This is a genomic window from Vreelandella alkaliphila (assembly GCF_016107625.1).
In the GTDB taxonomy this organism is placed as follows: domain Bacteria; phylum Pseudomonadota; class Gammaproteobacteria; order Pseudomonadales; family Halomonadaceae; genus Vreelandella; species Vreelandella alkaliphila.
Genome location: NZ_JABASV010000013.1, coordinates 1 through 25,494, shown reverse-complemented (window position 1 = coordinate 25,494; position 25,494 = coordinate 1). Strand labels below are relative to the sequence as shown.

General features: G+C 46.5%; 17 protein-coding genes. 11 read left to right on the top strand and 6 right to left on the bottom strand.

Translation table 11 applies throughout. The features are described from left to right. Positions 1-6 precede the first annotated feature (6 nt). Entirely contained in the window at positions 7-474 is a 468-nt protein-coding gene (locus JFC11_RS16335) for an Lrp/AsnC family transcriptional regulator (RefSeq protein ID WP_176472135.1), read from the bottom strand. Positions 475-606: 132 nt separating this feature from the next. On the opposite strand from JFC11_RS16335, the gene kynU reads away from it, so the two are divergent. Genes kynU through JFC11_RS16320 form a run of 3 tightly spaced genes read left to right on the top strand, consistent with a single transcriptional unit; the run spans position 607 to position 4,049 of the window. Then, positions 607-1,839: a kynureninase gene (gene kynU / locus JFC11_RS16330; protein WP_198350074.1), complete on the top strand. Its 1,233-nt coding sequence runs from the start codon at positions 607-609 to the stop codon at positions 1,837-1,839. A 1-nt stretch (position 1,840) separates the two neighbouring features. After that, positions 1,841-2,635 (top strand): alpha/beta hydrolase, encoded by a 795-nt coding sequence (locus JFC11_RS16325; protein ID WP_198350073.1) that lies wholly within the window; start codon positions 1,841-1,843, stop codon positions 2,633-2,635. A 31-nt stretch (positions 2,636-2,666) separates the two neighbouring features. After that, positions 2,667-4,049 carry a sodium-dependent transporter gene (locus tag JFC11_RS16320; RefSeq protein WP_198350072.1) on the top strand — a complete coding sequence of 461 codons (1,383 nt, stop codon included), beginning with the start codon at positions 2,667-2,669 and terminating at the stop codon, positions 4,047-4,049. An 837-nt stretch (positions 4,050-4,886) separates the two neighbouring features. On the opposite strand, the gene JFC11_RS16315 is transcribed toward JFC11_RS16320, so the two are convergent. After that, positions 4,887-5,258, bottom strand: coding sequence for a hypothetical protein (locus tag JFC11_RS16315; RefSeq protein WP_198350071.1), 372 nt, complete (start codon positions 5,256-5,258; stop codon positions 4,887-4,889). Positions 5,259-5,643: 385 nt separating this feature from the next. Here JFC11_RS16315 and JFC11_RS16310 point away from each other — a divergent pair, with 385 nt between their 5' ends. Both JFC11_RS16310 and JFC11_RS16305 read left to right on the top strand, forming a co-directional pair. Beyond that, a complete protein-coding gene (locus JFC11_RS16310; RefSeq protein ID WP_027957669.1) occupies positions 5,644-6,603 on the top strand; it encodes a toll/interleukin-1 receptor domain-containing protein in 960 nt (319 codons plus the stop codon). Positions 6,604-7,186: 583 nt separating this feature from the next. Beyond that, on the top strand, positions 7,187-12,577 hold the full coding sequence (locus tag JFC11_RS16305; protein ID WP_198350070.1) for a hypothetical protein: 5,391 nt from the start codon (positions 7,187-7,189) through the stop codon (positions 12,575-12,577). Here JFC11_RS16305 and JFC11_RS16300 read toward each other — a convergent pair. The 3 genes from JFC11_RS16300 to JFC11_RS16295 all read right to left on the bottom strand — a co-directional run bounded on the left by JFC11_RS16300 (position 12,570) and on the right by JFC11_RS16295 (position 15,459). Continuing rightward, complete coding sequence (locus JFC11_RS16300) at positions 12,570-13,451, bottom strand: hypothetical protein (protein ID WP_198350069.1); 882 nt, start codon at positions 13,449-13,451, stop codon at positions 12,570-12,572. The two genes, JFC11_RS16305 and JFC11_RS16300, sit on opposite strands and share 8 nt — an antisense overlap. A 607-nt stretch (positions 13,452-14,058) precedes the next feature. Then, on the bottom strand, positions 14,059-14,190 hold the full coding sequence (locus JFC11_RS19120; protein WP_269769456.1) for a recombinase family protein: 132 nt from the start codon (positions 14,188-14,190) through the stop codon (positions 14,059-14,061). 942 nt (positions 14,191-15,132) lie between these two features. Next, complete coding sequence (locus tag JFC11_RS16295) at positions 15,133-15,459, bottom strand: hypothetical protein (RefSeq protein ID WP_035537771.1); 327 nt, start codon at positions 15,457-15,459, stop codon at positions 15,133-15,135. A 715-nt stretch (positions 15,460-16,174) separates the two neighbouring features. Here JFC11_RS16295 and JFC11_RS16290 point away from each other — a divergent pair. From JFC11_RS16290 to JFC11_RS16275, 4 genes are all read left to right on the top strand, one after another. After that, complete coding sequence (locus JFC11_RS16290) at positions 16,175-16,387, top strand: antitoxin Xre/MbcA/ParS toxin-binding domain-containing protein (protein ID WP_198350068.1); 213 nt, start codon at positions 16,175-16,177, stop codon at positions 16,385-16,387. Between the two features lie 74 nt (positions 16,388-16,461). Continuing rightward, positions 16,462-16,860, top strand: coding sequence for a hypothetical protein (locus tag JFC11_RS16285; RefSeq protein ID WP_198350067.1), 399 nt, complete (start codon positions 16,462-16,464; stop codon positions 16,858-16,860). A gap of 797 nt (positions 16,861-17,657) precedes the next feature. Next, entirely contained in the window at positions 17,658-17,864 is a 207-nt protein-coding gene (locus JFC11_RS16280) for an AbrB/MazE/SpoVT family DNA-binding domain-containing protein (RefSeq protein WP_198350066.1), read from the top strand. Positions 17,865-18,697: 833 nt separating this feature from the next. Continuing rightward, entirely contained in the window at positions 18,698-19,504 is an 807-nt protein-coding gene (locus tag JFC11_RS16275; RefSeq protein WP_198350065.1) for a response regulator transcription factor, read from the top strand. A gap of 25 nt (positions 19,505-19,529) precedes the next feature. Here the strand turns inward: JFC11_RS16275 and JFC11_RS16270 are convergent, their stop codons facing one another. Next, positions 19,530-22,247 carry an ATP-binding protein gene (locus JFC11_RS16270; RefSeq protein ID WP_198350064.1) on the bottom strand — a complete coding sequence of 906 codons (2,718 nt, stop codon included), beginning with the start codon at positions 22,245-22,247 and terminating at the stop codon, positions 19,530-19,532. A gap of 322 nt (positions 22,248-22,569) precedes the next feature. Between JFC11_RS16270 and JFC11_RS16265 the strand changes: the two genes are divergently transcribed. Together JFC11_RS16265 and JFC11_RS16260 are read left to right on the top strand one after the other, a co-directional pair. After that, positions 22,570-24,429, top strand: coding sequence for a TolC family outer membrane protein (locus JFC11_RS16265; RefSeq protein ID WP_232482944.1), 1,860 nt, complete (start codon positions 22,570-22,572; stop codon positions 24,427-24,429). A 61-nt stretch (positions 24,430-24,490) separates the two neighbouring features. After that, the coding region (locus JFC11_RS16260; RefSeq protein ID WP_198350063.1) for a retention module-containing protein at positions 24,491-25,494 on the top strand (1,004 nt) is incomplete at its 3' end.

Below are 25,494 nucleotides of genomic sequence, written 5' to 3'. Positions count from 1 at the left end.
GCTCCTTCAGAGTAGAACTTTGAGGGGGCCGTTGACCTTAAGGGTATTCATGGCCACCTGAGTGGCAATGTCACGTATCCCGGGCAAGCTGGTTACTGCGGTGGAAAGAAAGCGCGATAGCTCGCTCAAATCTTCCACTATGACTTTGAGAATAAAGTCGTGGTTGCCGGTAATTGCGTGGCAGTCGATAACTTCATCCCTTGTTAATAACTCTGCCACAGCGTCGCTGGGTGAAGCCATGCGGGCTTTATCCATCGAGAGAAAAATAAAGGCGGTGACTTTAAGCCCTAGCGCTTCCGGGTCGAGGCGCAGGGCGTGCCCCTGGGTAACTCCATTTTCCTCCAGTCGGACGATACGTCGTGAGCACTGGCTGGGAGAGAGATTTACCGTCTCGGCCAGAGCGGTCAGGGTCAGGCGCGCATCACGCTGTAGAGCGTGAAGAATTCGTCGATCAAAGCGATCTAGGTTTTCCAATGTATTTATCCTTGGTTTAGTGCAAAAATATTGCACATATTGGCCCTATATCGCTGAATTACGCAAACCTTTCCCCACGTATTCCTTTTAGAATTTTGCACAGGTATCCAACTCAATTACCTGGAGCACACGATGACACCAACCCTTGATAACGTGCATGAAATGGATCGCCGTGACCCTTTGGCCGGTTTTAAGGCTCGCTTTGCCCTTCCGGAGGGCATGATCTACCTGGACGGTAATTCTCTAGGTGCCCAGCCAGCAGTTGCCAGAGATGCGTTGGCAGCCACCTTGGACCAGTGGCGTGATGAGCTGATTAAAGGCTGGAACCAAGGTTGGTTTGATGCGCCTGAACGCTTAGGGGATCTACTGGCACCGCTGATCGGTGCTCAGGCAGGAGAGGTCATTATCAATGACAACATTTCGATTAATATATTTAAGTTATTAGGCTACATCGCTGATTCTCAAGAACGTTCACGGCCAGTGATTTTAAGCGAGGGTGGCAACTTCCCGACCGATGGCTATATCGCACAGGGGTTATGCCGCCTTGCCGGTTTCGAGCATCGGGTTCTTCCCGAGGGGGCAGCGCTGTCGGACTATGTGGATGAGCAAGTAGCCGCCGTGGTGCTGAGCCAAGTCAATTATCGCACCGGGCGCCAGCGCGATATGGCTGCTATTACCGCTGAAGTGCATAAGCAGGGCGCCGAAGTCATCTGGGATTTGGCTCACTCCGCTGGAGCGATACCGGTTGATCTGAACGGTTGTGGCGTCCGCTACGCAGTTGGTTGCACCTACAAATACCTCAATGGAGGGCCTGGAGCGCCTGCCTTTATCTATGTGCACCAAGATCATCAGGATGGCGGCTGGCAGCCACTCTCCGGCTGGCACGGCCACGCTGCTCCGTTTGCCTTCGATGGTGACTATGTGCCGGCTCAGGGCATCACTCGATTTCGCAGTGGCACCCACTCGGCACTTATTTACTCTCCCCTAGAAGCCTCACTTCGGCTTTGGCAGGAGGTCGATATGAATGCCCTGCGGCAAAAAAGCTTAGCCATGGGGGATTTGTTCCGCGACTGCCTAGCCGACCTCATTAAAGCCGAGGGTATTGAAGACATCACCCCGCCTCATGCTGAACGCGGTAGTCAGGTGGCATTAATTCACCCTGAGCATGGTTATGCCATCGTCCAGGCGTTAATTGCTCGGGGTGTAATCGGTGACTACCGGGAGCCTGGGTTAATGCGCTTTGGCTTTACTCCTCTCTATCTCAGCTATGAAGACGTTTGGCAGGCCGCACGCCATTTCCGTGAGGTGGTGGAGCACCGTGAATATCTAGAGCCTCGTTTCCAAGTGCGCTCAGAGGTCACCTAAGGTGAGTTTCTGTGAGGAACGTGACGCACGAGGACGGGCCTATTCGCCGAGCCTTTGGGCACGGGACTTCGAAGCGACTCTGGATCGCCAAGCTGAACGAGGGGCTTGTTTACGGGCGCGTCATCAGCCGAGGCGTTTGGCCTACGGAGCCCACGCATTGGAGGGGCTCAATCTCTTTCTTCCCGAAAACCAGGGTCCCTGGCCGTTGATGGTTTTTTTGCATGGTGGCTATTGGCAGCAGCTGGACGCGATGGCGACTGATTTCATGGCTGAGTCATGGCTGTCGCGAGGATGGGCTTTTGCCTCACTGGACTATCCACTGGCCCCAGAGGTCAATATCGAGACCATGGTGGCGGCTTGCCAGCAGGGCGTGAGGTATTTGCAACGCGAAGCCAGCACCCTTGGGCTAAATGGTCGTATCTACCTGGGAGGCCATAGTGCCGGTGCTCAACTGGCTATCATGAGCTGCCTGGGGAATGGACGTCTGGAGGGGATTGAAGCTCTATGGTTGATCAGCGGTATTTATGATCTGCGCCCACTGGCAGGAACCTACATCGATGAACCTCTTCAGTTGGATGGCGCACAGGCTGAACGGCTTAGTCCTTTATGCCATGACTTGCAGGGCCTGCCGCCACTGATGCTTGTGCATGGTGAATTTGATCCACCGAGCTTTCGTAGCCAGGGAGAGGCGTTATATGAGCGCGCTTTAGCAACTGGTGTGGCGGCAGAGCTATGTCCGCTGCCCAATTGTGATCATTTCGACATTCTCGAACGGCTCGAGGCACTACCTTTTTGAGCTGATTTCTTAACGTGATGAGATAATTCCAATGACAAAATCTCAAACTGAAAATGCAGATAATAAAGCTGCTCCTAGTGGTCGTGCCCAGTTCAAAAGCCGTTTCGGCTTTTTAATGGCTGCTGCGGGCGCGGCGGTGGGCCTTGGCAATGTATGGAGCTTTCCCTCAATGGCCGCCAATAACGGTGGTGGCGCTTTTCTGTTGATCTATGTCGGGATGGCCTTTGTCCTCGCTTACCCCGCGTTGATGGCGGAGTTGACTTTAGGACGTTATGCCCAAAGTGGCGTTATAAATGCCATGGGGCAGCTGGGAAGAAAGGGAGTGCCGCGACGAGCGGGGCAACTGATTGGCCTGGGAGCCATCTGTGTGGCTACGTTAGGCTTGACCTTCTATGCCATTGTTACAGGATGGCTAATTAGCCAAGCATTAGGGCCTGTAGCACATGTGCTTGGAATGAGCACGGTGGAGAGCTGGTTGGCGGAGAGTAGCATCGGACGCGATTGGTGGTTGGCATTGGTGGCTATGGCCATGACGATTTGCGTGGTGCTACTGGGGGTTAATCGCGGCATTGAGCGCTGGACCAAACGTCTGATGCCTCTATTGATCGTTACCATGCTGGTATTGATTTTAACTATTCTCACCTTCGACGGGGCGATAGAAGGGTTAACTGCTTATCTATTGCCTGACTTTTCACAAATTAATGCCGAGCTGATGCTAGATGCCATGGGGCAGGCTTTCTTCTCACTGTCCATCGGCATTGGTGCCATGGTGGTCTATGGTTCTTATCTGAGTCGCAATGCGAACTTACCCCGAGTGGGGGCCCAGGTGATGTTTATTGATATGGGTGTGGCGTTTATCGCGGGCCTTTTGATTATTCCGTCGCTCTATGTGGCCAAGGCTGTTGGAGTTGAGGTTTTGAATGATCAGGGGGAGCTGACCAGCTCTGCGACGTTGCTGTTCGATGTGATGCCGGCGATGTTTGCTCGGTTGGGTGTCATCGGTGGCGTGATGGAAGTGCTGTTCTTTGGGTTATTAGCGGTCGCGGCACTGACATCAATGTTTCCTGCGCTGGAGGTGCCAGTATCGACCCTGGAGGAAACCGGCAGTTTGTCACGTCGTTTTTCAACATTTCTGATTGGCGGCATTGCGTTTGCAGGATCGACGCTCATCCTGCTTAATTTTGATCTGTTGTTTGGTTTAGTGATCGGCCTCACCATTAATAGCATGCCGGTGATTGGCGCTTTAGTTTGCCTCTATGTAGGCTGGCTAATGTCTCGAAATGCTAAGCTTAAAGAGTTGTGTCAAGGCGCTCCGGAGATCGAGAACACTCTATTTTGGCGGCTGTGGCCATGGTATATCCGTGTGGTCTGCCCATTAATGATTTTAGTGGTTATGGTGCGAAGTCTCTCCTAATAATCCTTCTTTGTAGCTTTGTACTACTAACAGTTCGAACGCTTCATTGTATTTCGTCATGAAAAACACCCCAATCGTTGGATGAGTGTCCAACTTTTGGGGTGTAGCCCACCTCTCGGTAACGGCTTTTTCTATGTTTGGTAGCGGGGACCGCCGACGTTAAAACAAAAGCGAACCGATGACCTGCTTGGAATGATGGAGGGCTAAGTCGATGTCTTTGCGCGTTTTCTTCACAAAATTCAGACACAAAAAAGCCGCCACCTTTCGGTAACGGCTTTTTCTATGTTTGGTAGCGGGGACCGCCGACGTTAAAACAAAAGCGAACCGATGACCTGCGTGGAATGATGAAGGGCTAAGTTGATGTCTTTGCGCGTTTTTTTCACAAAATTCAGACACAAAAAAGCCGCCACCTTTCGGTAACGGCTTTTTCTATGTTTGGTAGCGGGGACCGCCGACGTTAAAACAAAAGCGAACCGATGACCTGCGTGGAATGATGAAGGGCTAAGTTGATGTCTTTGCGCGTTTTTTTCACAAAATTCAGACGCAAAAAAGCCGCTACCTTTCGGTAACGGCTTTTTCTATGTTTGGTAGCGGGGACGGTTATGAGACTGATGATATAGGGACATAAAATATGTCTAAAAAATGTATTAAATGCCGTAAAATCATCATTGAAAAGGAGTTTTTGAGTTTTGAGCTTATGGAGGTAGTGTCACTTAAAAGCACATAAGGGAATTTAAACTTGGCACAGAATTAGAAGAAAATTCCTGAAATGAAGTGACCTTCGGGCCATTTACAGGGCGCAGTCAAGCTGATGAGATAGGTCGAACGTAGATGTCCTTATGCTTTAGTTTCCTGAAAGCCAAGATTGAGCAATCTTGGTCGCAAATCATCTAACGCACTGGACGGCACGCCAAGCCAAAATAGGTTCCGAGCACGGGTAACCGCCACATAGCCAATACGCCCGATCTCTGTATCCACGCCGTTTATTAAGCCTTCGGCATGTTCCTTGTTTGTCAGATACAGCACTGCATCCAGGCTTTCTCCCTTCGCCTGATGAACTGTGTCTACGCGAATGCGTGGACGGTCATTATTCCCATTCAGGTCAGCGACAGATAGTAACGGTCCATCAGGCAAATCCCTTGTAGAGAGCTTTCTACCAAGCTTATCGACACTCGTCAGACCACAATCTTGATTAATTTGAGCCAGCAAAGTTGTGACTCTCTTAAGTAGTAGGGGTTGCCACTGCGCTAAGGACATCCAATTGGACGTCAGCCAGCAAATGAAATGATGAAATAAACACCCTGATCGGATATGTCTGATTCGAACAAAATTTCAACTTAAAAGTAGAGCGGTATAACCATATTGTATGTGCTATGCGTCACTTGCTGCATCAACACAAATGCTCCCATCATGAACGCTAACCGGGTCTCACAGTGCAAATAGGTCGTTTATTATTACTGGCTGCTTTGCGCCGTATTGTGTGCATGCCATAGATAGGACGGATAACCTCTTACCGAAATGCTAAATATATTTTTCTTTAAGAGCTGAAAAAGTCGTAAGATCAGTCAGGTCTTATAGGCTTGGAGTACTCATTTTGCCAAACGTTTTTTTCTCATACTGCCACGCTGACGAGGTGCTGAGAGATCAGCTAGAAAAGCAGCTAGCGATGCTCAAGCGTCAAGGTGTTATCGACAGCTGGCACGATCGAAGAATTGGTGCTGGTCAGGAGATCGACGCAGCCATTGATGAACATATCAACAGCGATGAGATAATTTTGCTGTTAGTGAGTCCTGATTTCATTGCCTCCGACTATTGCTACAACATAGAGATGGCGCGTGCCATGGAACGCCACAACGCTAAGGAGGCAATCGTCATTCCAGTGATTTTGCGAGCATGCGATTGGCACCACGCCCCATTTGGAAAGCTGCTTGGCACCCCCCAGGATGGAAAGCCGGTTACTCTCTGGCCGGATAGGGATGAAGCATTGTTACAGGTCGCGAAGGAGGTTCGCAAAGCGGCTGAAAGGTGGCGAAGCACTCAATCAAGCGCCGAACGAGTGGATGTTGGGGCTTTGATGCATACCCAGCAGACTGTAGTTGCCGGCCCGCGTTCGAGTAACCTTCGAGTCGCTAAGACTTTTACTCAGCTGGACAAAGACCGGTTCCAAATTGACACTTTTGAATACATTGCGCGCTTTTTCGAAAACTCTCTGAATGAGCTCCAAGCACGGAATCCAGGCTACGAAGGTGTATTTCGTCGAATTGATGCTAATCGGTTTTTTGCGACCATCTACAAAGATGGTGAGAGCGTCGCGACGGCGTCAGTGTATGTTGGAGGGCAAATGGGGGCAGGGATCTATTACAGTCAGGGTGGTGACTCTTTCAGCAGTAACTCCTTTAATGAGGCTCTTTCGGTACAAGCAGACGACCAAGCCCTTTACCTAACGAGCATGGGAATGGCTTTCCAGGGGCGTCAACATCAGAAGCTATCTCAGGAAGGGGCAGCAGAAATGCTCTGGGAAATCGTTATCGCGCCACTTCAGCGTGCAAGATAACTGCTCTATCGGAAACTGGGCCCCTGCTGATTCATGGGTGGTAAACTCTTTCCCAAAATAGGCTTCGCATGGGATAGGCAATTCCGATGACTACTTTCTGAGGCTGCCTAGCGCTTGGTTGCTGAAACGCCTGTTGGGCCCATGTTCACTTTGGACAGTTGTGACATCAAACTCGTCAATTACCAGTGAGCAGTGATAGTTGCCTTTTGCCCACGATACCTACTTAGAGTTAAGCAACTGTTTCCTATCAAAGTGGTCGAAACTATTTGGGCGCACCGCTAGTTGGTGCCCTAAAAATGTTTTGCCACCACTCATGATCCACGCCACTCATGTAACCTCTGATCTGTTGTGCATGTAACGTTAAATGTTGCCTGGGAATAGGTTTAGCAAGACAGAATTTGTTTGGCTGGTGGCGACACCGTCTTTAGTTATATGGATAATTAAAAATGGCCGGATGACAGCTCTAGTGCGCGACTACTTTGGCTACTCGTGCTCGGTATCAATAGATATTAGTAGCTATCACTATTATTTATATAATTTTTAGATATATAGTAACTGTTTGTATAAGAAAGAATAAGTCGCGATGGTAGCGTATACGACCGCAGTCAAAAACGATGCAAAAAGCACAGATAATCAAATAGCGCGCTTTGGCCACCCCTATCGCGATATATGCCAATGGGCTGCCCAGCATGATCTCAGTGATGCTCTGGAACTGGCTTTTTGGACGCTTGGATTGGATCACCAGATTGTCGCGATTGGCAACTTGGTTAGTGAATTTCACCATCCTGAATCAAAAGACATTCTGGCTCGATGGCGGCAAAATCCCACCCTTGCCTCCCTAGATGATCTGGCGAAAGCCATTCGTCAAGATCCCTTGATCAACCGTCAGTATCCTGCATTTCTTCACGCAGGAGACGCTACAAAAACGAAACATACATATAAAGGCAGCCTTAAAGAGCAAACGTTTCTTATAACGTTAATTACTTATCCGTTGCCTGGGGCGGAACAATCATCTGAATACGTGTTAAGGCGTGCGCTACGCTTGTGGTTGGTCGCGCAGGCGGCGAATCGGGTAGTTACAGAGCATTGCTTAGCGGATCGAAATATCAGTACCGCAGCGCGCTTTTTGATTGCAGACCGCTATCAAGCACAGTGGCAACTCGTTGATGATGTCTTGCGCCGTGCCCGACGTTACCTGACACCTGATAATTGGGCATTTGAACGTTTTACTGACGCGTTGTCTTTGGCTGCTGAGCAGTACAAGCAAAGCCATACATTTGGTAAAAGTGGTACCGCATTCATCAATGCCATCATCGAGATTGCCAGTGGCGATATAAAGCCTTTTACTACCCAGCGTGACTTTACTCCGCAGCCTTTTGTGCATGCTGAGTTATCCGCGCCCATTTCTGAGCCGGCACCGTTAATAAGCTTTAATGAGTCCTCTGAGCAGCTCATCGAAGTCTACCCAAGCCCAGAGGATTCGGCAGACGAAGAAGCTGATGAAGCGATTTATTTACTGCCGGTTGATGCAACCGATACGCAGGCTCAGCAAGAACTTACCGGGCGTAGCTTCTATCATCAGCAAGCGGAAACCTCTCATTACCTACCGTGGAGCTATTCCAAACTTTTGCCACCTGAGCGTTTACTGATTGAGCAGTGGATTGCCCAGCAGCTCAATCATACTGATCAACGAGAGCGATTGGGCGGAGCGTTAGTGTGGCTCGCGATACGTTTTTCGCGGTCTCTTAGCCAAGTGCTTGCAATGGGCATTGGAGATGCGCCCCAAGGGGAGTGGTCTTTATCATCAAACCTCAAGCAGATGGTTCGCTTGTCACCGCGTCGACGTAATGCCTGGCAGCCCAATATCGGCGCGCAGCCTTACGTAGCCGCCGTTCATGAAACTCAGTGTGTTGGGCTAAATGCCGACGTAACTGTGGCACTTACAAGCGGAAGTCATCAGCGAATATCTACTCCAGTATCGTTATCAGAGTTGTGGCAATGCGTATCGCCAGGTCACAAAATTGAGGTGTGGTTTAATGAACGCATGAGTGCTGTATGCCCTCGTGTGACTAGCGGAAGGCTAGCTGAGGCATGGGGTCAAACTGTTTTTGATGCGTCAGGCAATCACCATTTCGCGAGGATGTTAACGGCCCACCCCAATAGCGCCTTACCTGGTGCTTGTAGCTATGCCAGCTGGGATATTGATGCGATTGAACAAGGGCTCGCTTTACCGTATCAGTTCCAGGGCGCAGAAACGTTACAGTCAACGAACCAAGGCAGTTTGCTGGTTCTTCTTGAAGCTGAGCTCAATAGAGCGATTAGCAAAGCGACTCAGCAGCTTAACGAAACGTTAAACGGCAATGATCTGGTGCGTCTACATAATCACTGGACAAGTTACTGTGTCATGGCCCTTTATGCGGCAACGGGTAGCCGCTACCTGAAAGATCCTTTTGAAAGTCCACGGTTTTTTAATCACGCCCTTCCGGCTGTGTTTATTAATGATAAAGCGGAAGGCAGCGGTGTGCGTAATGGTCGTATGGTGCCGTTGGCCGATAAGGCGCTTGAGTTTGTCGAGGCTTACCTAGCGTACCTCCAGCGTCTCGCTGTTCATTTGTTGAATACCCACCCTGCAGTCGCCTCGCGAATTAACTCGCTCCTAAAAGTGCCTGCGAAGGCCGAACAGCCACTGTTCTTCTTACTCGATGAGTCGCTTAATTGGCACTCTATGTCGGCGACAGATCTACCCGGTGTACCTTTATTCGATTGGCCACTACCTCCCAATCTGTTCCGTCACCGTCTAGCACAGCAATTGCCCCTATTAGGCGTCGATAACGAAGTAGTGGATGGCTGGCTGGGGCACGCTGAGAAAGGGGTCGCCACTTATAGCGATACCTCTGCCCGGTGCTGGATGGACGATTGGACAGCATATCGCAAAGAGGTCAACGAACTCTTTGAGCGACTGTCGTTTGATTTGCTAGTACCACCGGCCACCTTGCCCGTTTCCACCGTGAGCAGCTTGCGGGATTCAATGCCATTTTCCCGGATGTTTGGTCAGCGGTTACGCGAAAAAAATCGTCGCTTAGCAACTCGAAGTATTATCAGAGCAGCGCTTAATGATATTGAGTTGTTTCTAAAAGGGCGTGATATTGCCACGCTGCCCGCTAATGAGATCAATCAACTGGGGCGGCACATGTTGCTTCAGCAGGGGAAAACGCCTTACCCCTCTGCAGCCTTACGGTTTAGTGTGCTGACCCGTCTTCTAGAGCGGCATGAGTCACCGCATCGCCATGCGTTTCAGCGCCGCTACATTCCGATGTTGCCAGAAAAAACGCTGATTCATGAGCACGCACCCGCTTACGCGACGTTAATGGCGCAATTGATGCAGTGGGCAATGGATATACGTCCCTACGCGACGCGAACCCACTGTTCTAAACGCCAAGCGTTAGCGCTCGGTGCGCTACTTTTATGCATTGAAAAACGTATTAGCTACACACGTTTATTGGAGGATGTGTGTCTGGGGGACAACTTTCGTCTGTTATATCATCGGAAAGCCTATTACCTGGAGTACAGTGAGCAGTTGGATAGCACCGACTGGCAGGCCCCTGTACAGCGCCATAAGGTGTCCTACCATGTGGCGTCACTCTTAAGTTATGGTCAACAGCTAACATCGACAAAAGCACTCGATGATCTTTGGTCGACCCCAACACAAGCGCCGCCTTTAACTGAGGCGTTTATCCAAAGCGTTGAGAGTCAAGAGTGTATAACGGTCCAGCAGATACTTGGGCAGGCGGCTGCTATTGTCGATCAAGCCAATCTTCTCGAATTACCAGGCGTAGTTGCTGGCGCCCTAGCAGGGCGGATAGTAGCTACGAGCCTCCCGATGCAAGCACATATCCGTATCGTGCACGGTAAATCGCTGGTGTTCCCACCTCCAATCGTCAACACTGAGGGTTCGAAGCCTCCTATAACGCTACCGGCACTATTGCGAGCGAGCGGCGATAAATACGAGTTGCAGCAACAGACGGTACTTCTCTTTAAAGAGGTGAAGCAACTTTTGGATGCCTATGCCAAACCGCAGGCAAAAATAACGGCAAAATCACTGGAACAACTGGTAACGCAGCGAAACGGTAAGGTAAGTAGTGCCATCATGCTGTTGGTTATCTGGATTGCAGCGGTTATCCGGAGTGGTAAGGGGCAAGCGGGAAGGCGCTTTAAGCCGTTCGAAAGCAGTAGTATCCAGCGCTACTGGGGCGCGTTGCGTAAGCTTTTTGAGGAGCTTGCGTACGGTGTCGATTTGATGAAGCTCGGTAGTGAAGAAGTTACGGCCTTTTATGCGGGGCTAATTGATTATCAAGAATTCCAGCTAAGCGATATGAGCTACTTTAGCCATCGCCTGCGCTCTTTTCATCGTGTAGCTGCCTCTTATGGAGTTGAAGAGCCGGATTGGGATGAGCTAGCCGTTGCAGAGCAAGGGCGACACGTGCGTGCTGAAATACTCTCAGAACGAGAATATCTTGAGACATTAAAGCGGATAGAAGCATCGCAACGAGACTCCGATATTAAGTGTTTACTTCAGTTTGTATTGCTATGTGCGTATCGCTTTGGCTTGCGGCTAGATGAAGCGAGGGGATTGCTCCGGCGAGATTGGTGTACATCTCATGGCTACAGTTGGGTGCTGGTTCGGAATAATCGTTATCGAACACTTAAAAGCGAGGCCTCTCGCCGCGCTGTCCCACTTTTGTTTTCTCTCGACGCGATAGAGCAACGTACAATCCACGCTGTGCTCAACCGTCATGATGCACTGCTAGGTGGTGAAGCCTCGATGCCGCTTTTAGGCGAGATGCGTGATGGGAAAGTCGCAGCAGCGCTTAGTGCATCAGCCATCAGCGCTACAGAGATAGATATGTTGCGTCACGTGAGTGGCAGCCCAGCCCTCTCACTCCATCACGCCCGTCATGCGTTTTACAATATAACGGCAGCCGCTCTGCTGCAGCTAAACACGCCTGTCGCCATCAAAATAACTCAGCACGTAGATAGCGCTCACCTTCGTCAAATGGTGATGGGGCAGCAACATCACTGTTCGCGTCGCGTGATGATGGGTCTGGCGCGCTTAATGGGGCACCGACAGCCTGCAACAGGGTTACTAAACTATAATCACTTGATTCTAGAATGGGCAGATGCGCTGACACCTGTTAAAGGGACAAATGGCAGCATTCTCAAAGAAGCAATAAAGCCACAGGATTTTAAACGTTACACGCCAGCTGCTGTACCACATCACGAACGTTCCTTATTTAACGATCCTACACCGTATTTATTGATGAAAGCGTTGCGCTTAGGTGCGCTGCGGCAGAGTGTGCGACGAGCGGGTGAGGCGTTAGAGTTGTCCCCATTACATGCTGCCCTTCTTGAAGATGTTGTTAAGGCAGCTGAAAACAATATGCGCTTCAAAGTTCGTGGACAGGATCAGTGGGTGACGTCGCAGGACTATCCTTTGGGGTTGCTGCGCAGTATCAGCGACGCTGCTTGGGATAGGCTACTTGAACATACTAAAGCAATTGATAGTGAAACTTTAACTATTCGTGAAGTGTTAGAGCTTGATGAATTAGCGTGCCAGGTTGGGCGTCATCGGCATCTATTGATGAGTGAAGCAAGGCATGTGGCCATTATTGCCCGTACTGTCAAAGCATTTAACGTAGCTAAAAGCAACTACGAGATTGTTGGCAAAAACTGCAGCGATGACATAAGGAGGATGTTGATCGCGTATGGATTAAAAGAGACCAGCGATGTGGGAGTTCAGCTAGATATGTTTGAGGTTGTCAAGGTCGGTAGAGAGATGAAGTATCAGCAATATGCGGGGCTATTATTAACTAAAAATGAAAGTGATGTCGTGAGAAATCGTTATGAGTTGGCAGTCGCTTACTTGGTGACTGCCACTTATCTGTATGTAAAAGGGAAAGGTTTTAACGTTAGTTAGATTGCAGCTGAAAGTTTTTGTAAGGACTATCATTGCTCACAATGGAAAGAGTATACAATGCATATGTCTTTTGCTTAGTGGGACCTTTAGGGTTTTCAAAACGCTCGCCGGTGTAGTATAAAATGTCGTTATTAACTTTTGCTAAAGCTAATGTCATGATGTGATCAGCATGATTGGATGAGAGTGTAAAAGGTGTGCTTGAGACTTTATTAGTTGAATCGATATTATAAAGAGAAATTGTATTGCTGTGTTCATCATACCCAGCTGGAATCGCATAACCTTCAATGGAAATTGGTTTGGGCGTTATAAATGTTGGTGAAGAATACTGCCCGCTGACTAAAATTTCAGCTTTTGGTTGTTTTTTATCATCTGTTTCCAGTGATGCGGTGAATGGGTGCTTAATCGATTTTCCGCTTTTTTTGTTAATAAATTTTTCAACTTTCTCAGTAATAAATGCTTTGTCTTCTGGTGAGGTCTGACTGATAGGTGCAATACTTAAGATGTCTCTTTGTGTGATGACAGAATGCGTTATTTCGTAAGCCAGTAAAGAAAGTTTACTTGTTAGTTTTTTTTGATGAGACTGGTCGCTTAAAAATAGCATGCCGATATATTTGTTCTTATGCTCGCCATCTGTTTCTATGAAAAATTTATTCTCAATGCGGCCTTCGATACTAGGTGGTAGATTTTCTAAATAATTATTTAAAATGCTTTGCAGGTGGTAAGTGAAATCTTTTATTTCAGTGTTTGCTAGGTTTTCTGGGGTGCATTCGATGCCGTTACTATATTGAAGCTTTATAGCGTCTTCTAAAGAAACTACTTTGATAATGAGATTTTCAGGGTACTGAAAATGCGTTTTATTTTGTTCTTGGAGCATGTGGTTCCTCAATGCTTTAGGATCGAAAGGCTCAGACTTTATGTTAATAAAAATTAATATCTTGTAGTGAGATGTACTACCGTCTTCTGCTTGCTGGTACTATATGTGCTTTAAAATAAACTATCAGCTACTACATGTGCTCAAAGGATTGAAAAGGCGCAGGTTTTAACGCTATCTTCTAATTTAGTAACTATACCCCAATTTCGCGTGATGAACGTACAAACGGCAGTTCTGCCCATCGAGAGGTATCGCGCGGAATCCAGTGACCAGAGCGTAATGCCCAGGCATTGCTTGCCGGAGGTGACTATAGACTGTAGGAGAAGGCACCTGACCTGCTCATAGGTAGTTGTGCAGGTTCTGATCATCAAAGCCGATTTTGGTAGGTGTTTTGGTGGCGCCCAACAAGCGGGTTTTCTGCGCATCTATGTTAAAACGCGGGAGAGGTACTATATGCCGTGTTTCTTGGCATTGTAGACGGTGTAAATGCTGACTTGGGGGCTTTGCTGTCTTGCGCCCCCTGAAAGCCTGCCGCCAGGAGCTCGGCTATCTGTCGTCGTTTAATGGGCTGACCTTCATAGCGACCTTCTTGTTGAGCCTTCAAACTCCCCTAGGCCTGATGTTGGCGGCGCTGCTCGTAATCTTTGCGGGCGATGGCAGCCATCATGTCCAGCATCATGTGGTTGACCGCATCCAACATTCGAGACGTGAAGTCGTCTCCTGAAGTGGGTTGCATGATCATTGGAAGACCTAGGGCAACGATCCAAAGGCCTTTGGATCGATGTCGTTGCGCAACACTTGTAAATCATCGCCGGCGTTGCCAAGCCTCAGACCCCAACTTGTTTACTTGTCTTTCTTGAATTTTGCCTTGCAATTACCGCTCATACACATTGTACAGTAGTGTTCCCTGTCTTCGTGTTTAATACCCTGGGCAATGACAATGCCACAGCGGTTACAAAGCAGAGTGCCAATGCCTTCTTCGACTTTCACAATTGCATATTCGTAGTCCATAAAGTGCTCCGAAAACTCCCTGTCCTGCAAGAATGGGGTGTAATTGCTTGTCGGCGAAAGCCAACCCTTCTCTGATACCCCTTTTGACGGTGCTATAGAGCATCAGTTCAAATGCTGCGGGTTCCCGACATGTGGGTAGGCTCCTTTTGCTACCCAAATATTGCAGGATGATAACTTGGTCAACCTTTAAATCCATAGCTGCCGAAGTTCTTGTGTTGCATGAAACAACTCGCGGCTTTCGCCCTTCGAGCGGTCTGATGTGGCCACTGTTGCTGGTTAAGACCAAGTCTCACGATAGACTTGATTTATGGGTAAGAGGAACCTAATGGAGCATTGGCACCTCGTGGTTTTCAACATCAAGCTTAAGCTATTTGATTGATAATTCTATTATATCGATATAGCCATCAAGAAAATTGAGGAGTCAGCGTAGCGCGCAAGAAACCTGTTGCATTCGTTGGAGACTCTAAGGATAGGCTGCGCGACTTCCTTCTGGATGCGAAGAGAGAAGTGGGAGTTCGGATAGACAAAATTCAGTCTGGAGATCAGCCAGACGATTTTTCGTCTGATACCAAGCGTTGGCTCTGGTGTAATGGAAATCTGTGTTCGAGGCCATAGAAGTGCTTTTCGGGTTTTTACGTGGCCAGTCGAGGTGATAATTGAATAGTAAATCGTGCTAGGCGTAGCCACCTTGACGAATATGAGCTAAGTAGACCATCACCTCGTGAGTTCTTCCCTGAGCAACTAATTGCTCGGCTGTTTGCCCGCCAAGGGGCGCTATGGGATATGTTTGATACCACTCCCATGCAGCAGCTTGGGAGCCTGCCCACGGTTCAATCTGATCCAAGATAGCTTGAGCAGAGCGCTCAAGCTGTAGGCATACTTGCATTTGTCGATCACGAAAGCGAGCCCAGACAAGACCAACGCCGAACAAAAGCGAAGCAGCGAACAAAATGCTGAGAGGAAGGATAATAGCCATAGTATCAGGTGAGAAAGTTGGCATACGTAGACCCATTTAGGATGTTTAGGTTATGCCTCATTATTTGTTTTTCTCAGGCGTGAAAACCGTGGTAGGCACCATCGCACAGTTCAACGACCAGTCGGTTGTGTCTCTGATGGACTCTAATTTAGCGTTTGTTAGAGCTTAAATATGAGATTTTAGCTAACCTTTTCCAAGCTGGCCATTTCACTAATGGGCGCAGCTCTGGTAAATACATCTCATGCAATATCTCGTCGATTTTCGTTCGAGCTATAGCGATTAGCTTTGGTTTTCGATCCCAGTTAGGTTTTTTAGTTAGCATCCGGTAAGCATCGATCGTCTGCAAAGATTTCTTTACGCTACTCATGAGCGGTTGCTAATGAATTGCCTTCCTGTCTCGCAATATTATGAGCGTCGGGTTGAATGACCTCCGGGAAAACGCTCTATGAAGTGGGTGTTCTCTAAATAAATTAAGGCCTCTCACGAGGGCGATGCCAGCAGATCAAGCGTAGCTCAGGGTAATCGTCAGGAAGAATGCAGATCGCTCATGATCTCGCCTCGGGAAATCGGCTTCGTAGGTAGCGGACTTACTTGCTTATCAAGTTGCGCAATAAATTGACCTTTCGCCTAATGTAGCACCAACTACTTCACTAGGTTTTTCATATTATGCTGCTTTTGACAATACACGAAAGCGACAGATAATTGAGCAGAGCTGTCTGCATAATAGGAGAGTTGGATAATGCAATACACTGACGAACCAGAAAATGACTCCGCCGTAATCGTCTGGAGAGCAGCGATTAATTTGTTCGGCGGTGATCGAAGTGCGGCAGACGAGTGGTTGCATAAAGAAGCAATGGGTCTTGACTGGAGGCGTCCCATTGATGTTATGAAAGAGGATGCCCAACAGGTGCTGGACCTAATAACCCAGATTGAGTGGGGAGTTTATACATGACAATTATGTCTGCTGAAGGAAACACACTATAGTAAGCGTTGAAGTGACGATTTCTGCTGGAAGGGAGTGTGATAATGCCTGAAAGTCTGATGTGTAACATTTTTGCTTACCGGGCGTTTGACCTGCGAGACCGTTTCCCACAACCGTTAGAGACGTTTCGTGATGCGCTGGAATGTCTCCAAAGCGATGATGCCTATTTACCTGACATGACGGGGGAAATCGTTGCATATTTACGAGGCGGTAAAGCGCTAACGATTCCTGACGATTTCTTTCTGCGCCGTTTGGACGCTGATGTATCACTGGTTCATCCAGATGAAAACGATGACGTCTGTGACGCAGTGGAAAAATGGCTCCTGGAGACGTTAAGTCAACCACAGCTAGCGACAGAAGCGTATACCGCCTCATCTACCCATCCAAGACGTTTTGAGTTGACGAACTTACAAAGGGTGAGTCTCTCTCAAGAGAATGATTAAAGCTTATTGTTGGATGAAGCCTTTAATACTGTCGGCTTGAATAATTCTGCTTATTCACAACTGACAACGGGTTCGTCCACCACATCGCAGTGCAATAGGAGGCCAAGTGAAGCCTTATCCGGATAAGCAAAAGCGTAAACTTAACCTTCCGCTGACTGAGTTTTCCTTGGTTCAGCACATGACGTCTTATAGGGCCCATGCCGACGATCTCGTTCAGCTATCCATATGTGAACTGATGCCAGAAGAAATTGACTGCCTTTATACCCAATACAATATTAACAATAAAAAAAGATAGTAGTCTTTATATTTCATATAATTATGAGTTTTTCTTGAAAGTGATTGTCATCGGCTGCACTGAGAAAATGGGTGTTGGCGTCTATCAATTAGTAACGCGCCTTGGCCTTAAGTTAGGTGATCAGCTTGCTTAAACCTTTATCGACGGAAGTATGTATGACTTGTTCGTGTGGTGGAGCTTTCATCAATTTCAATAAGGAAAAGCCCGATTGCCATGCGGAGTTAGCGCTCCAGAAATGCCTATGCTGTGGTGCAACTTGTGGTGTTGTGCTGTCCATTTATGGCAAAGCCGTGTCTTGGGACTATCAAGATCACTTGGTAGCACAAAGCTGGTACAATACGCTGACGCCAAACCGTGCTGATGAGCTTTATTTCTTGGTAGTAGTACTACAATCCACCATAGCCGTATCGTCTCGATAGCTTGATACCATCTCAAGGCGTTGATCGTATCTGAGGATAATAGTATTTATCGCCAGGTTGGTTTTTTAACAAGGGAGCGTGCTATGAAAAGCCCTTTAGATACACTGCGAGGCAGCATCCTCAGTCAGGTAGATATTGTTGCCTCTAGTCATGAGAATGAGTGGGAAGTCTTGAGTCACTCCCCCAGGTATACGCTTGATGAGCTGCTTTATCAGTGTGACCCCGCAGCGCCCGAAATCGAAGACATTATCGCCTGGCAAGATCTCAAAAAAGTCGGTCGAGAAGAGTGAGCTGCTAATGCTTGGGCTTCGCTGGAGAAAAGCGAAGGAGCATGTCGATACTGTAAGCATTGAAGGGCTGGTTGTCATTACATTAGATTAATCAGTGTCGCGTTTTGGATGCTCTGATTACAACGTTATTTTCTGCTATAGCCTTTATAAACACTGAATTATTTTAGAGGTGGTTAGATAAATGAGACATCGAAATTTTGGATAGGTATTGCACCGATTTTGTTTATCATGGTTGCTACGTTAGACTTTAGTGGGTATGAGGTATTCAAAATAATTAAGCGCCCTAAACAGTGATGGAAAGGTTAAATATCTAAGTTGATCATCTTATGATGATTTTTTTATTGATGTTCCTATTCAATGCTGTGTTGAGCTAATGAGTTAAGTTATATGTTTGAATTTAGCTGTAGTCGTCTGTTTAGATAATAATTTTTTAATAGCTAGCTAGGATTTAGTAGAATATTGTTGATTTTTATAATAAATTTATTAAGATGGTGCTCTTTTTAATTGGTTAGTATGTGTTGATTTTTTAGATATAATATATAATTTTGCTGTTAATTTTCGCATGGATTAAAAGTGAAGGCTAAAGATAGAGGCTGGTAATTTTAATTATTTTAAATAGAAAGCTATTTGTTGATATAAATTTTCATAGTGCTGTTGTGTGATTTTTTAAGTTGATATTTGGAGGTTTTCTCATGCTTTGTTTTTATAGAGGGAATTTTTATTTTATACAGGGGGTTATTTGTTTTTTCACAAGCCTCAATGGTTTTTTTGCGTAAAAATACATTAAGGAATGCGTAAAATTGTAAGTACCTAACTTACTTGGTGGCGCGGATATGGATGATCTAGCGGGAAAAAAAATTTTGATTGTTGATGATGCTGAAGCAGACCGTATGCTAATTTCTTCGTACCTACTGCATCAGGGCTGCAGAATCTTTCATGCGCTAGACGGTGTCGATGGCATTCATAAAGCGCGACTTGTGTCGCCTGACTTAATCCTAATGGATGTTGAAATGCCTGAATGTGATGGTTATGCAGCCTGTAAAGTGCTATCGAGCGATCCACTCACCTCAAACGTACCTATTATTTTCCTCTCAGCCTACTCGGAGCCCGAAAAACGCGTTCAGGGGTTACTAGTAGGTGCTGTAGATTATATTAATAAACCTTATGTATTTGATGAGGTTAAATTACGCATAGCGATTCATCTCCGTAATCGAATTCCGCAAAAAAAACCTGACCATAATGAGTATGATGTGGTTCGCCAAAATAGCGAACAAGTTAATCATATTGACAATATCCTTTATCACAGTGCCCGGATTCATTTGCTGAATTCTCTATCTGATGCTCCGGGTCTACAGGAGCTAGCACGTTTAGTAGGTACAAATTCAAAACGCCTTAATGCGGCTTTCAAAAATACTGTGGGTGTGACTGTATACGAATATCTCCGCGAAATAAGGATGAATGAAGCGCGTGAGCTCTTGACCAATACACACCTCTCAGTCAGCACTATAGCCTCACATGTAGGATTTAGTAGTAGCGCGAACTTTTCAACGGCATTTAAAGAAAGGTTTGGAACTTCGCCTATAAAATTCAAAAATCAGTACCCTTCACCAGTGAAAGGCTCTGTTAAAGAGTGTCAGTAAAATATGAGCAAATTTATTTGCTAGCCTAAAGTTGTGATACTTGGCTTACCTCGAGAATGAAATGATCAACAGTAACGCGAATTGCTCTAAAATCTCCACGTTCAGCAAGGGCACGTATTCTCTGAGCTAGACCTGCGTGGCGAGCGTCAACAGCTTCTATTTTATTACAAAACTCAATTAAATCAGTTACTGCTCCGAGCTCTAACCAAGTATCAATAGAAGGAATATAAGACTGTAAATCGAACGGTTTTTGACTGTCGAGTGGCGAAGTAAAGGCAGTATTTGGGCTTTGTTGTGGGACGCTTAGCTGCAACTGGCAGGCAAGTGCAATAGAGCGGCGTAGGTGTGCCAAGTCGATAGGCTTACCTAGGTAGGCATCATAGCGGTTATTCGACTGAGGGGGGCTGGCTAGTTCACAGTCGCTCTTCTGTAGATACCACGTTGCCGATAGCAGAATTACAGGTAACGTTGATAGCCGTTGCTTGGCTGCTTTAAGTACTGAATCGCCTGAAGCATCAGGCAACTGATGATCAGTGATGATTAAGTCTGGAGTTTCAAAGCCGCTTTGTAACGCGGTGATAGCCTCTTCAGCTGTTTGGAAAGGTGTAACGTAAAAGCCATTCGTGGAGAGTTCTTGGACCAAGAGCTGGCGAATAGGCTTTGCATCTTCTACTAACCAAGCGCTTAGCCCCTTCGCGTTGTAGCAAGGCAGTACATGATTAGGAATTTGAACCAGCGCTGTTTCCTTGACTTCCGTACCTACTTGAACAGGCAATTGCACATGTATTTCAGTGCCCACACCTAACGTGCTTTCAAGCTGAATTTTCCCCCCAAGTTTGTTCACTAACTCCTGGACTATAGCAAGCCCTAGGCCTACCCCTCCTTCGGTATTAGAAACACGATAAAACGGCTCGAAAAGACGCTCTCTTTGTGTTGAAGAAATGCCAATACCAGAGTCTCTTACTGTGAACGTTATCTGTACTGGCATTTTTTCGACTTCTTTTTTACAAGTGACCTCTAGAGAAATATAGCCATTTATCGTATGCCTGCAAGCATTATCGATGAGGTTAAGTAGTATTTCCTTAAGAAAAGTTTCGTCGCAGCGAATGGTAGTGAAAAGTGTTGTGTCTATTTTTAAGGTGAAAAGGTTATTGTTTTTTTGAGCAAGTACAATCGCTTCATTTTTTAAATTATGAAGAAAGGAATAAAGATAGATATTGCTAATATTGATGTCGTTTGTAGTGACATCTCTAGCATAATCAATTAGCTTGTTAATCATGTTGAGCATATGTTGAGCACTTGAATAAATTGTGTTGCTCATTTGGCCTGTTGAGCCACTCTCTGCTCGCAAAATTTGAGCATAGCCCATAATAGAAGTAAGAGGTGATTTCAAATCATGTGTCACTCGCCTTAAGAAATCGGTTTTACTGTCATTAGCTTTTTTAGCCTCAGCTAATGCTTGATGTAACTGTTGTGTGCGCTTTATTACTTGCTGTTCAAGCTGCTCGCGAGATATCTTCTCATGGTGTCGTAGTTGAAGTTCTAGGCTCTTCTCTTTATCACGTTTCTGTTGAGCGTAGATTAGCAAAAGCCCTAGCACAACGATTCCTTCTATGATGACTCTCATAGAAGCAAATTCAGCAGTATAATCAATATTAAATATATACATGAGAACAAAGATTGTTGATGTTGTCCAGGCGAGGCATAAAAAAGCTATTATAAGCAATTGCTTAGGTTTTTTTTTATTAATGGCAGCAGGTAGCATAGAGATCCAAGTAATAGAAAATACTACATGAATCAAAGAGGCTAAGTTTCTAGATGTCACACTGTCTAGTATAAATGTCAGGGCGCTATAGATGATGGCAATAAACATAGTAACGGGCAATGCCCATCGCCAAATATAATGATGCCTTAAACCAAGAAGGTAGATTGAAAAAATAGCGAAAAATGCTTTTGCAATAACGGCGCTCGAAAATCTAATGTTGTCTGCGTAATTATTTATTTCTTGAAATAGCAAGTAACTGATGTAGCCTTCTTTTTCAGATTCGAAAATAAATATTGATATTATCCACAAGCTTGCAAGTAAATAAGGAATTTTAAATTGTATAATAAGAACGCTTGCTAGTGTTAGTGTAATGGCAAGTAATATAGAGTGCGTAAGGTAGCGGTTGTTTTTTTCGCTAATGAAATCTATTGGGTCCCAGCTGTGAATTGTCAAAAAAGGTCGGCTATCACTATAAATTCGTATTAGTAACTGCCTGCTAGTGTTTACTGGGATGTCGACAGGAATTAATGCCCTCATACTAGCTATCTGGCGGTCAGCGATAGGAATATCTCTGCCGGCTTGAAAGTGCTCTATTTCCTCGCCTGTTTGTGGGTCAATCAGCCATGCGTCTATTGTGCTCAAGCGCCAGGGAGAGATCTCTAGCCATTTTGAAATTGTGTGGCTGCCGGTATTGCTCAACGTTGTACGTAGCCAAAGGGTTGAGTATTGGCGAGGTGCTTCAAGTAGATATTTCTTTTCTTGGATTGGTTCCCATGCTCCTGTTTCTAAAGCTTTTTTTGGTGAAAGGCTGCTGTCCGGCGCTGTCTCAAAACCATACATATAAGTTGCAAGATTAGTTTGGTCATTAGCGCTTTGTAAGTCAATAACAGAAGCTGCATAAGCTGGGAAGCTAAGCAGGAAAAAAAATACAATCAAAAAAGTAGTGGATAAGGCTTTTTTGCATAAGTGGTATTTCATGCCTTTACCTGTGCTTGTCATTAACAGCATTATATTTAAACACAAAATAAATTGATTCTGAGCTTTAAGATGGTTAGATCTTTTACAAAGCTGCCTTTCTTATAGGATGTATTGAGTTGGTCATAGCTTTGAAATATTTTCTCCATTTTTACTGTGGTGCGATTTTTTATTTTTAATAATTCCTTTCTGCAAATATTGTTACCTTTCATCAAAAAAATATTTAGTTAATTAGTGATAGGGTGAGGAAAATTTAAATTAGCCATATTTTTATGGCCACCATCTATATTACTGATTGCTAAGTAGATTTAAAAGGAATAAGGGAATGTTTCAGCGTGCATCGATCCTCAAGCTCAAGCCCATGTCACTTATCTTGGCAAAACAGAGGTTGGTAACCATTGCGCTTTCACTCATGGTGAGCGGCGTATGTGCGCAAGAATCACCAGCCTCTTCACAGCAATCTGCTATTGCAGACAATGTAGCTGACGTTGTTAAAACTGCTATTGAGTACAACCCTCAAGTCAAAGCAGCATGGAATGAGCTGCAGGCGGCTGAGCATGATGTTGATGTAGCACGTGGAGGCTACCTGCCTTCTATTAATGCGACCGCTGGTATGGGGCGGGTTGATCGTGAAGTAGATGGAGTTGGTAGCTATTCAACCAGCTTTGCTGAATTAACGCTTAACCAGATGATTTGGGATGGATTTGCAACGCGTAATGAAGTTGAACGGCTAGATCGCGCAAAGCTGGTTAGTTATTACGAGTTGTTAGGTGCCAGTGAGAACGTCGCATTAGAGGCAGTGCAAGCCTATTTAGATGTGGAGCGTTATCGCGAGCTGGTTCGCTTGGCTCAGGAAAACTACCGTCAGCATCAGCGTGTTTACCAACAAATCGAAGAGAGGGTTCAGAATGGCGCTGGGAGAGGTGTTGACTTAGAACAAATTACAGGTCGCTTAGCATTAGCTGAGTCAAACCTGATGACAGAAGCGTCTAACTTGCACGATGTTTCTGCGCGGTATTTGCGAATTGTCGGCCAATTGCCGACAGACAGCTTAGCACCTATGCCAGAACTTGAGGATAACTTGCCCCCATCTGTGGTTGAGGCAGTTAATCTCGCTTTTGAAGGTAATCCTGAATTCCATGCAGCTATTGAAAATATTGAGGCCAGCCGTGCGCAACAAGATGCCACTCGCGCTGCTTTCCAGCCTCGCTTGGATCTGCAAGGACGTACAGGCACTTACGATAATACTGACAGTACTCCTAATCCTCGCGGTAGGCAGGATCGCCACAGTATAGAACTAGTAGCCAGTATGAATTTGTATCGTGGTGGAAGCGATGTGGCGTCATTCCGTGCTGCAGGTGATCGAATTGAGCAAGCGGTTAATCAGCGTGAGAATGTTTGCCATAATATTCGTCAAACGACGCAAATCGCTTTTAATGATTCTCGCCAATTGCGTGAACAGCTGAATTATATTAATCAGCATCGGTTATCCAGTGACCGTGTTCGAAGTGCTTATCAACAGCAGTTCGACATTGGTGAACGTACGCTATTAGATGTTCTTGACAGTGAAAATGAATACTTTGAAGCAAGTCGTGCCTACGTAAATGCCAAGCAGAATGTGCTAGAGGCGGATGCCCGCACGCTGGCTTCTATGGGGCAACTGATGTTGACCCTCGACGTTGTGCGTGAAGGAACACCTACGCTTAATGAACTTGGTAATAGTGGTGTCAGTATCAACCCAGATGTCATCTGCCCAGTCACTCATCTCGCCACTCCCTCATTAGCTGAACTAACTAATAGCTACGTGAACACACAAGCTCCCCCATCTGCACCCGATATGGTGCTTTCAGCGGATGCACTGTTTGCAACTGGTAGTGCCGAACTTAACTCAGGGGCGCATGCTGAGTTGTCCTCATTTGCTCAAAAAATTCGTCAATTATCTTCAGTAAATCAATTGGTTGTTACTGGCCACACTGATAGTAGCGGCACTGATGCGTTAAATGCTCCCCTCTCTGAACAGCGTGCTCGTAACGTCGCTGAATACCTCATCGAACAGGGAATTGATCCAAATATTGTGCAAGTGCGTGGTTATGGCTCCCGTCAACCGGTTGCTTCTAATGCGACTGTTGACGGCCGGCGAGAAAATCGGCGCGTTGAGATAACGCTAGATATTTCAAACAGCTAAGCACTTGTTCAAAAGGCTCCTTCAAATGTCGGAGCCTTCATAGGATCTTTAGGGGTAAACGATGGAAACTATCATCATTGAAGCAATTTCAGGCAACGCGTGGGTTCGTGATAGCAATGGAAACATAAGAGAGTTACGTGAAGGTGATATCGTTAAACCCGGCGAAACAATCATTACGGATGCCAATGCAAGCGTAATTGTATCGACGTCTCAAGGTATGACACTTCAGTTGCCATCTGGTGTTGAGCTTTCTCATTCAGACATTGTTCTTCGTGGCGCAGAGCCTGATGAAGACATTCGTTTTTCTGAAGCAGAGAAGGCATTAAAAGCCGAAGAACAGCTAGAAGAACAACGAGAAGTACAGCTCACCGCACAGTTTGATAACACTCCTTCATCGCAGGGCTCGTCTTCCGCAACCATTATTAGCAAAGATGGATTAACTTTTGTAATGCTTGAGCGCATTGAGCTGCCGTTACCGCCTCTTGCGTACGCTTATAACTACGAGCGGGGTGATGAGCCTCTTTATCGCCTTAAAGGCTGGGGAAGGACTAGCGATAGTTTTGAGTCTAGAACCTCAGCTTTGGCGGTGAGTGTTGAGCTAGAAGGTGCTAATGATGACGGCGTATATAGCCAGGATGAGATTGGTGAAGACGGCGCCGTTATCGCCCAGGTCACTCTGGGAGAGGGCACCCAGGTAGGTGACACTCTGATTGTTACCGACAAAGACGGTAATGAATTGCTTAATCGTCCGGTCACACAAGACGACTTGGATAATGGCGTTACGGTCGAGGTACCGGTTGCCGAAGGTGACACTGATGTCAGCGTGACCGCCACGGTGACTGATCCTGCAGGTAACTCGTCTAGCGATAGTGACACAAAACCGGTGGCTAATGATGAGCCGCCAGAGGACAACGAAGCCCCTGGGGTATCTGTCGAGCTGATTGGCAGCGGCGATGACGGCACCTACAGCCAGGACGATATTGGTGAAGATGGCACCGTTACCGCCCAGATCACTCTGGAAGACGGCACCGAAGTGGGCGACACCCTGACGGTCACCGACAAGGA

Excerpts from the sequence above, each read along its gene's own strand:
- kynU (WP_198350074.1), top strand. The coding sequence starts at position 607 with ATGACACCAACCCTTGATAACGTGCATGAAATGGATCGCCGTGACCCT.
- JFC11_RS16320 (WP_198350072.1), top strand. The coding sequence starts at position 2,667 with ATGACAAAATCTCAAACTGAAAATGCAGATAATAAAGCTGCTCCTAGT.
- JFC11_RS16305 (WP_198350070.1), top strand. The coding sequence starts at position 7,187 with ATGGTAGCGTATACGACCGCAGTCAAAAACGATGCAAAAAGCACAGAT.
- JFC11_RS16300 (WP_198350069.1), bottom strand. The coding sequence starts at position 13,451 with ATGCTCCAAGAACAAAATAAAACGCATTTTCAGTACCCTGAAAATCTC.
- JFC11_RS19120 (WP_269769456.1), bottom strand. The coding sequence starts at position 14,190 with ATGATCATGCAACCCACTTCAGGAGACGACTTCACGTCTCGAATGTTG.
- JFC11_RS16295 (WP_035537771.1), bottom strand. The coding sequence starts at position 15,459 with ATGCCAACTTTCTCACCTGATACTATGGCTATTATCCTTCCTCTCAGC.
- JFC11_RS16290 (WP_198350068.1), top strand. The coding sequence starts at position 16,175 with ATGCAATACACTGACGAACCAGAAAATGACTCCGCCGTAATCGTCTGG.
- JFC11_RS16285 (WP_198350067.1), top strand. The coding sequence starts at position 16,462 with ATGCCTGAAAGTCTGATGTGTAACATTTTTGCTTACCGGGCGTTTGAC.
- JFC11_RS16280 (WP_198350066.1), top strand. The coding sequence starts at position 17,658 with ATGAAAAGCCCTTTAGATACACTGCGAGGCAGCATCCTCAGTCAGGTA.
- JFC11_RS16275 (WP_198350065.1), top strand. The coding sequence starts at position 18,698 with ATGGATGATCTAGCGGGAAAAAAAATTTTGATTGTTGATGATGCTGAA.
- JFC11_RS16270 (WP_198350064.1), bottom strand. The coding sequence starts at position 22,247 with ATGAAATACCACTTATGCAAAAAAGCCTTATCCACTACTTTTTTGATT.
- JFC11_RS16265 (WP_232482944.1), top strand. The coding sequence starts at position 22,570 with ATGTTTCAGCGTGCATCGATCCTCAAGCTCAAGCCCATGTCACTTATC.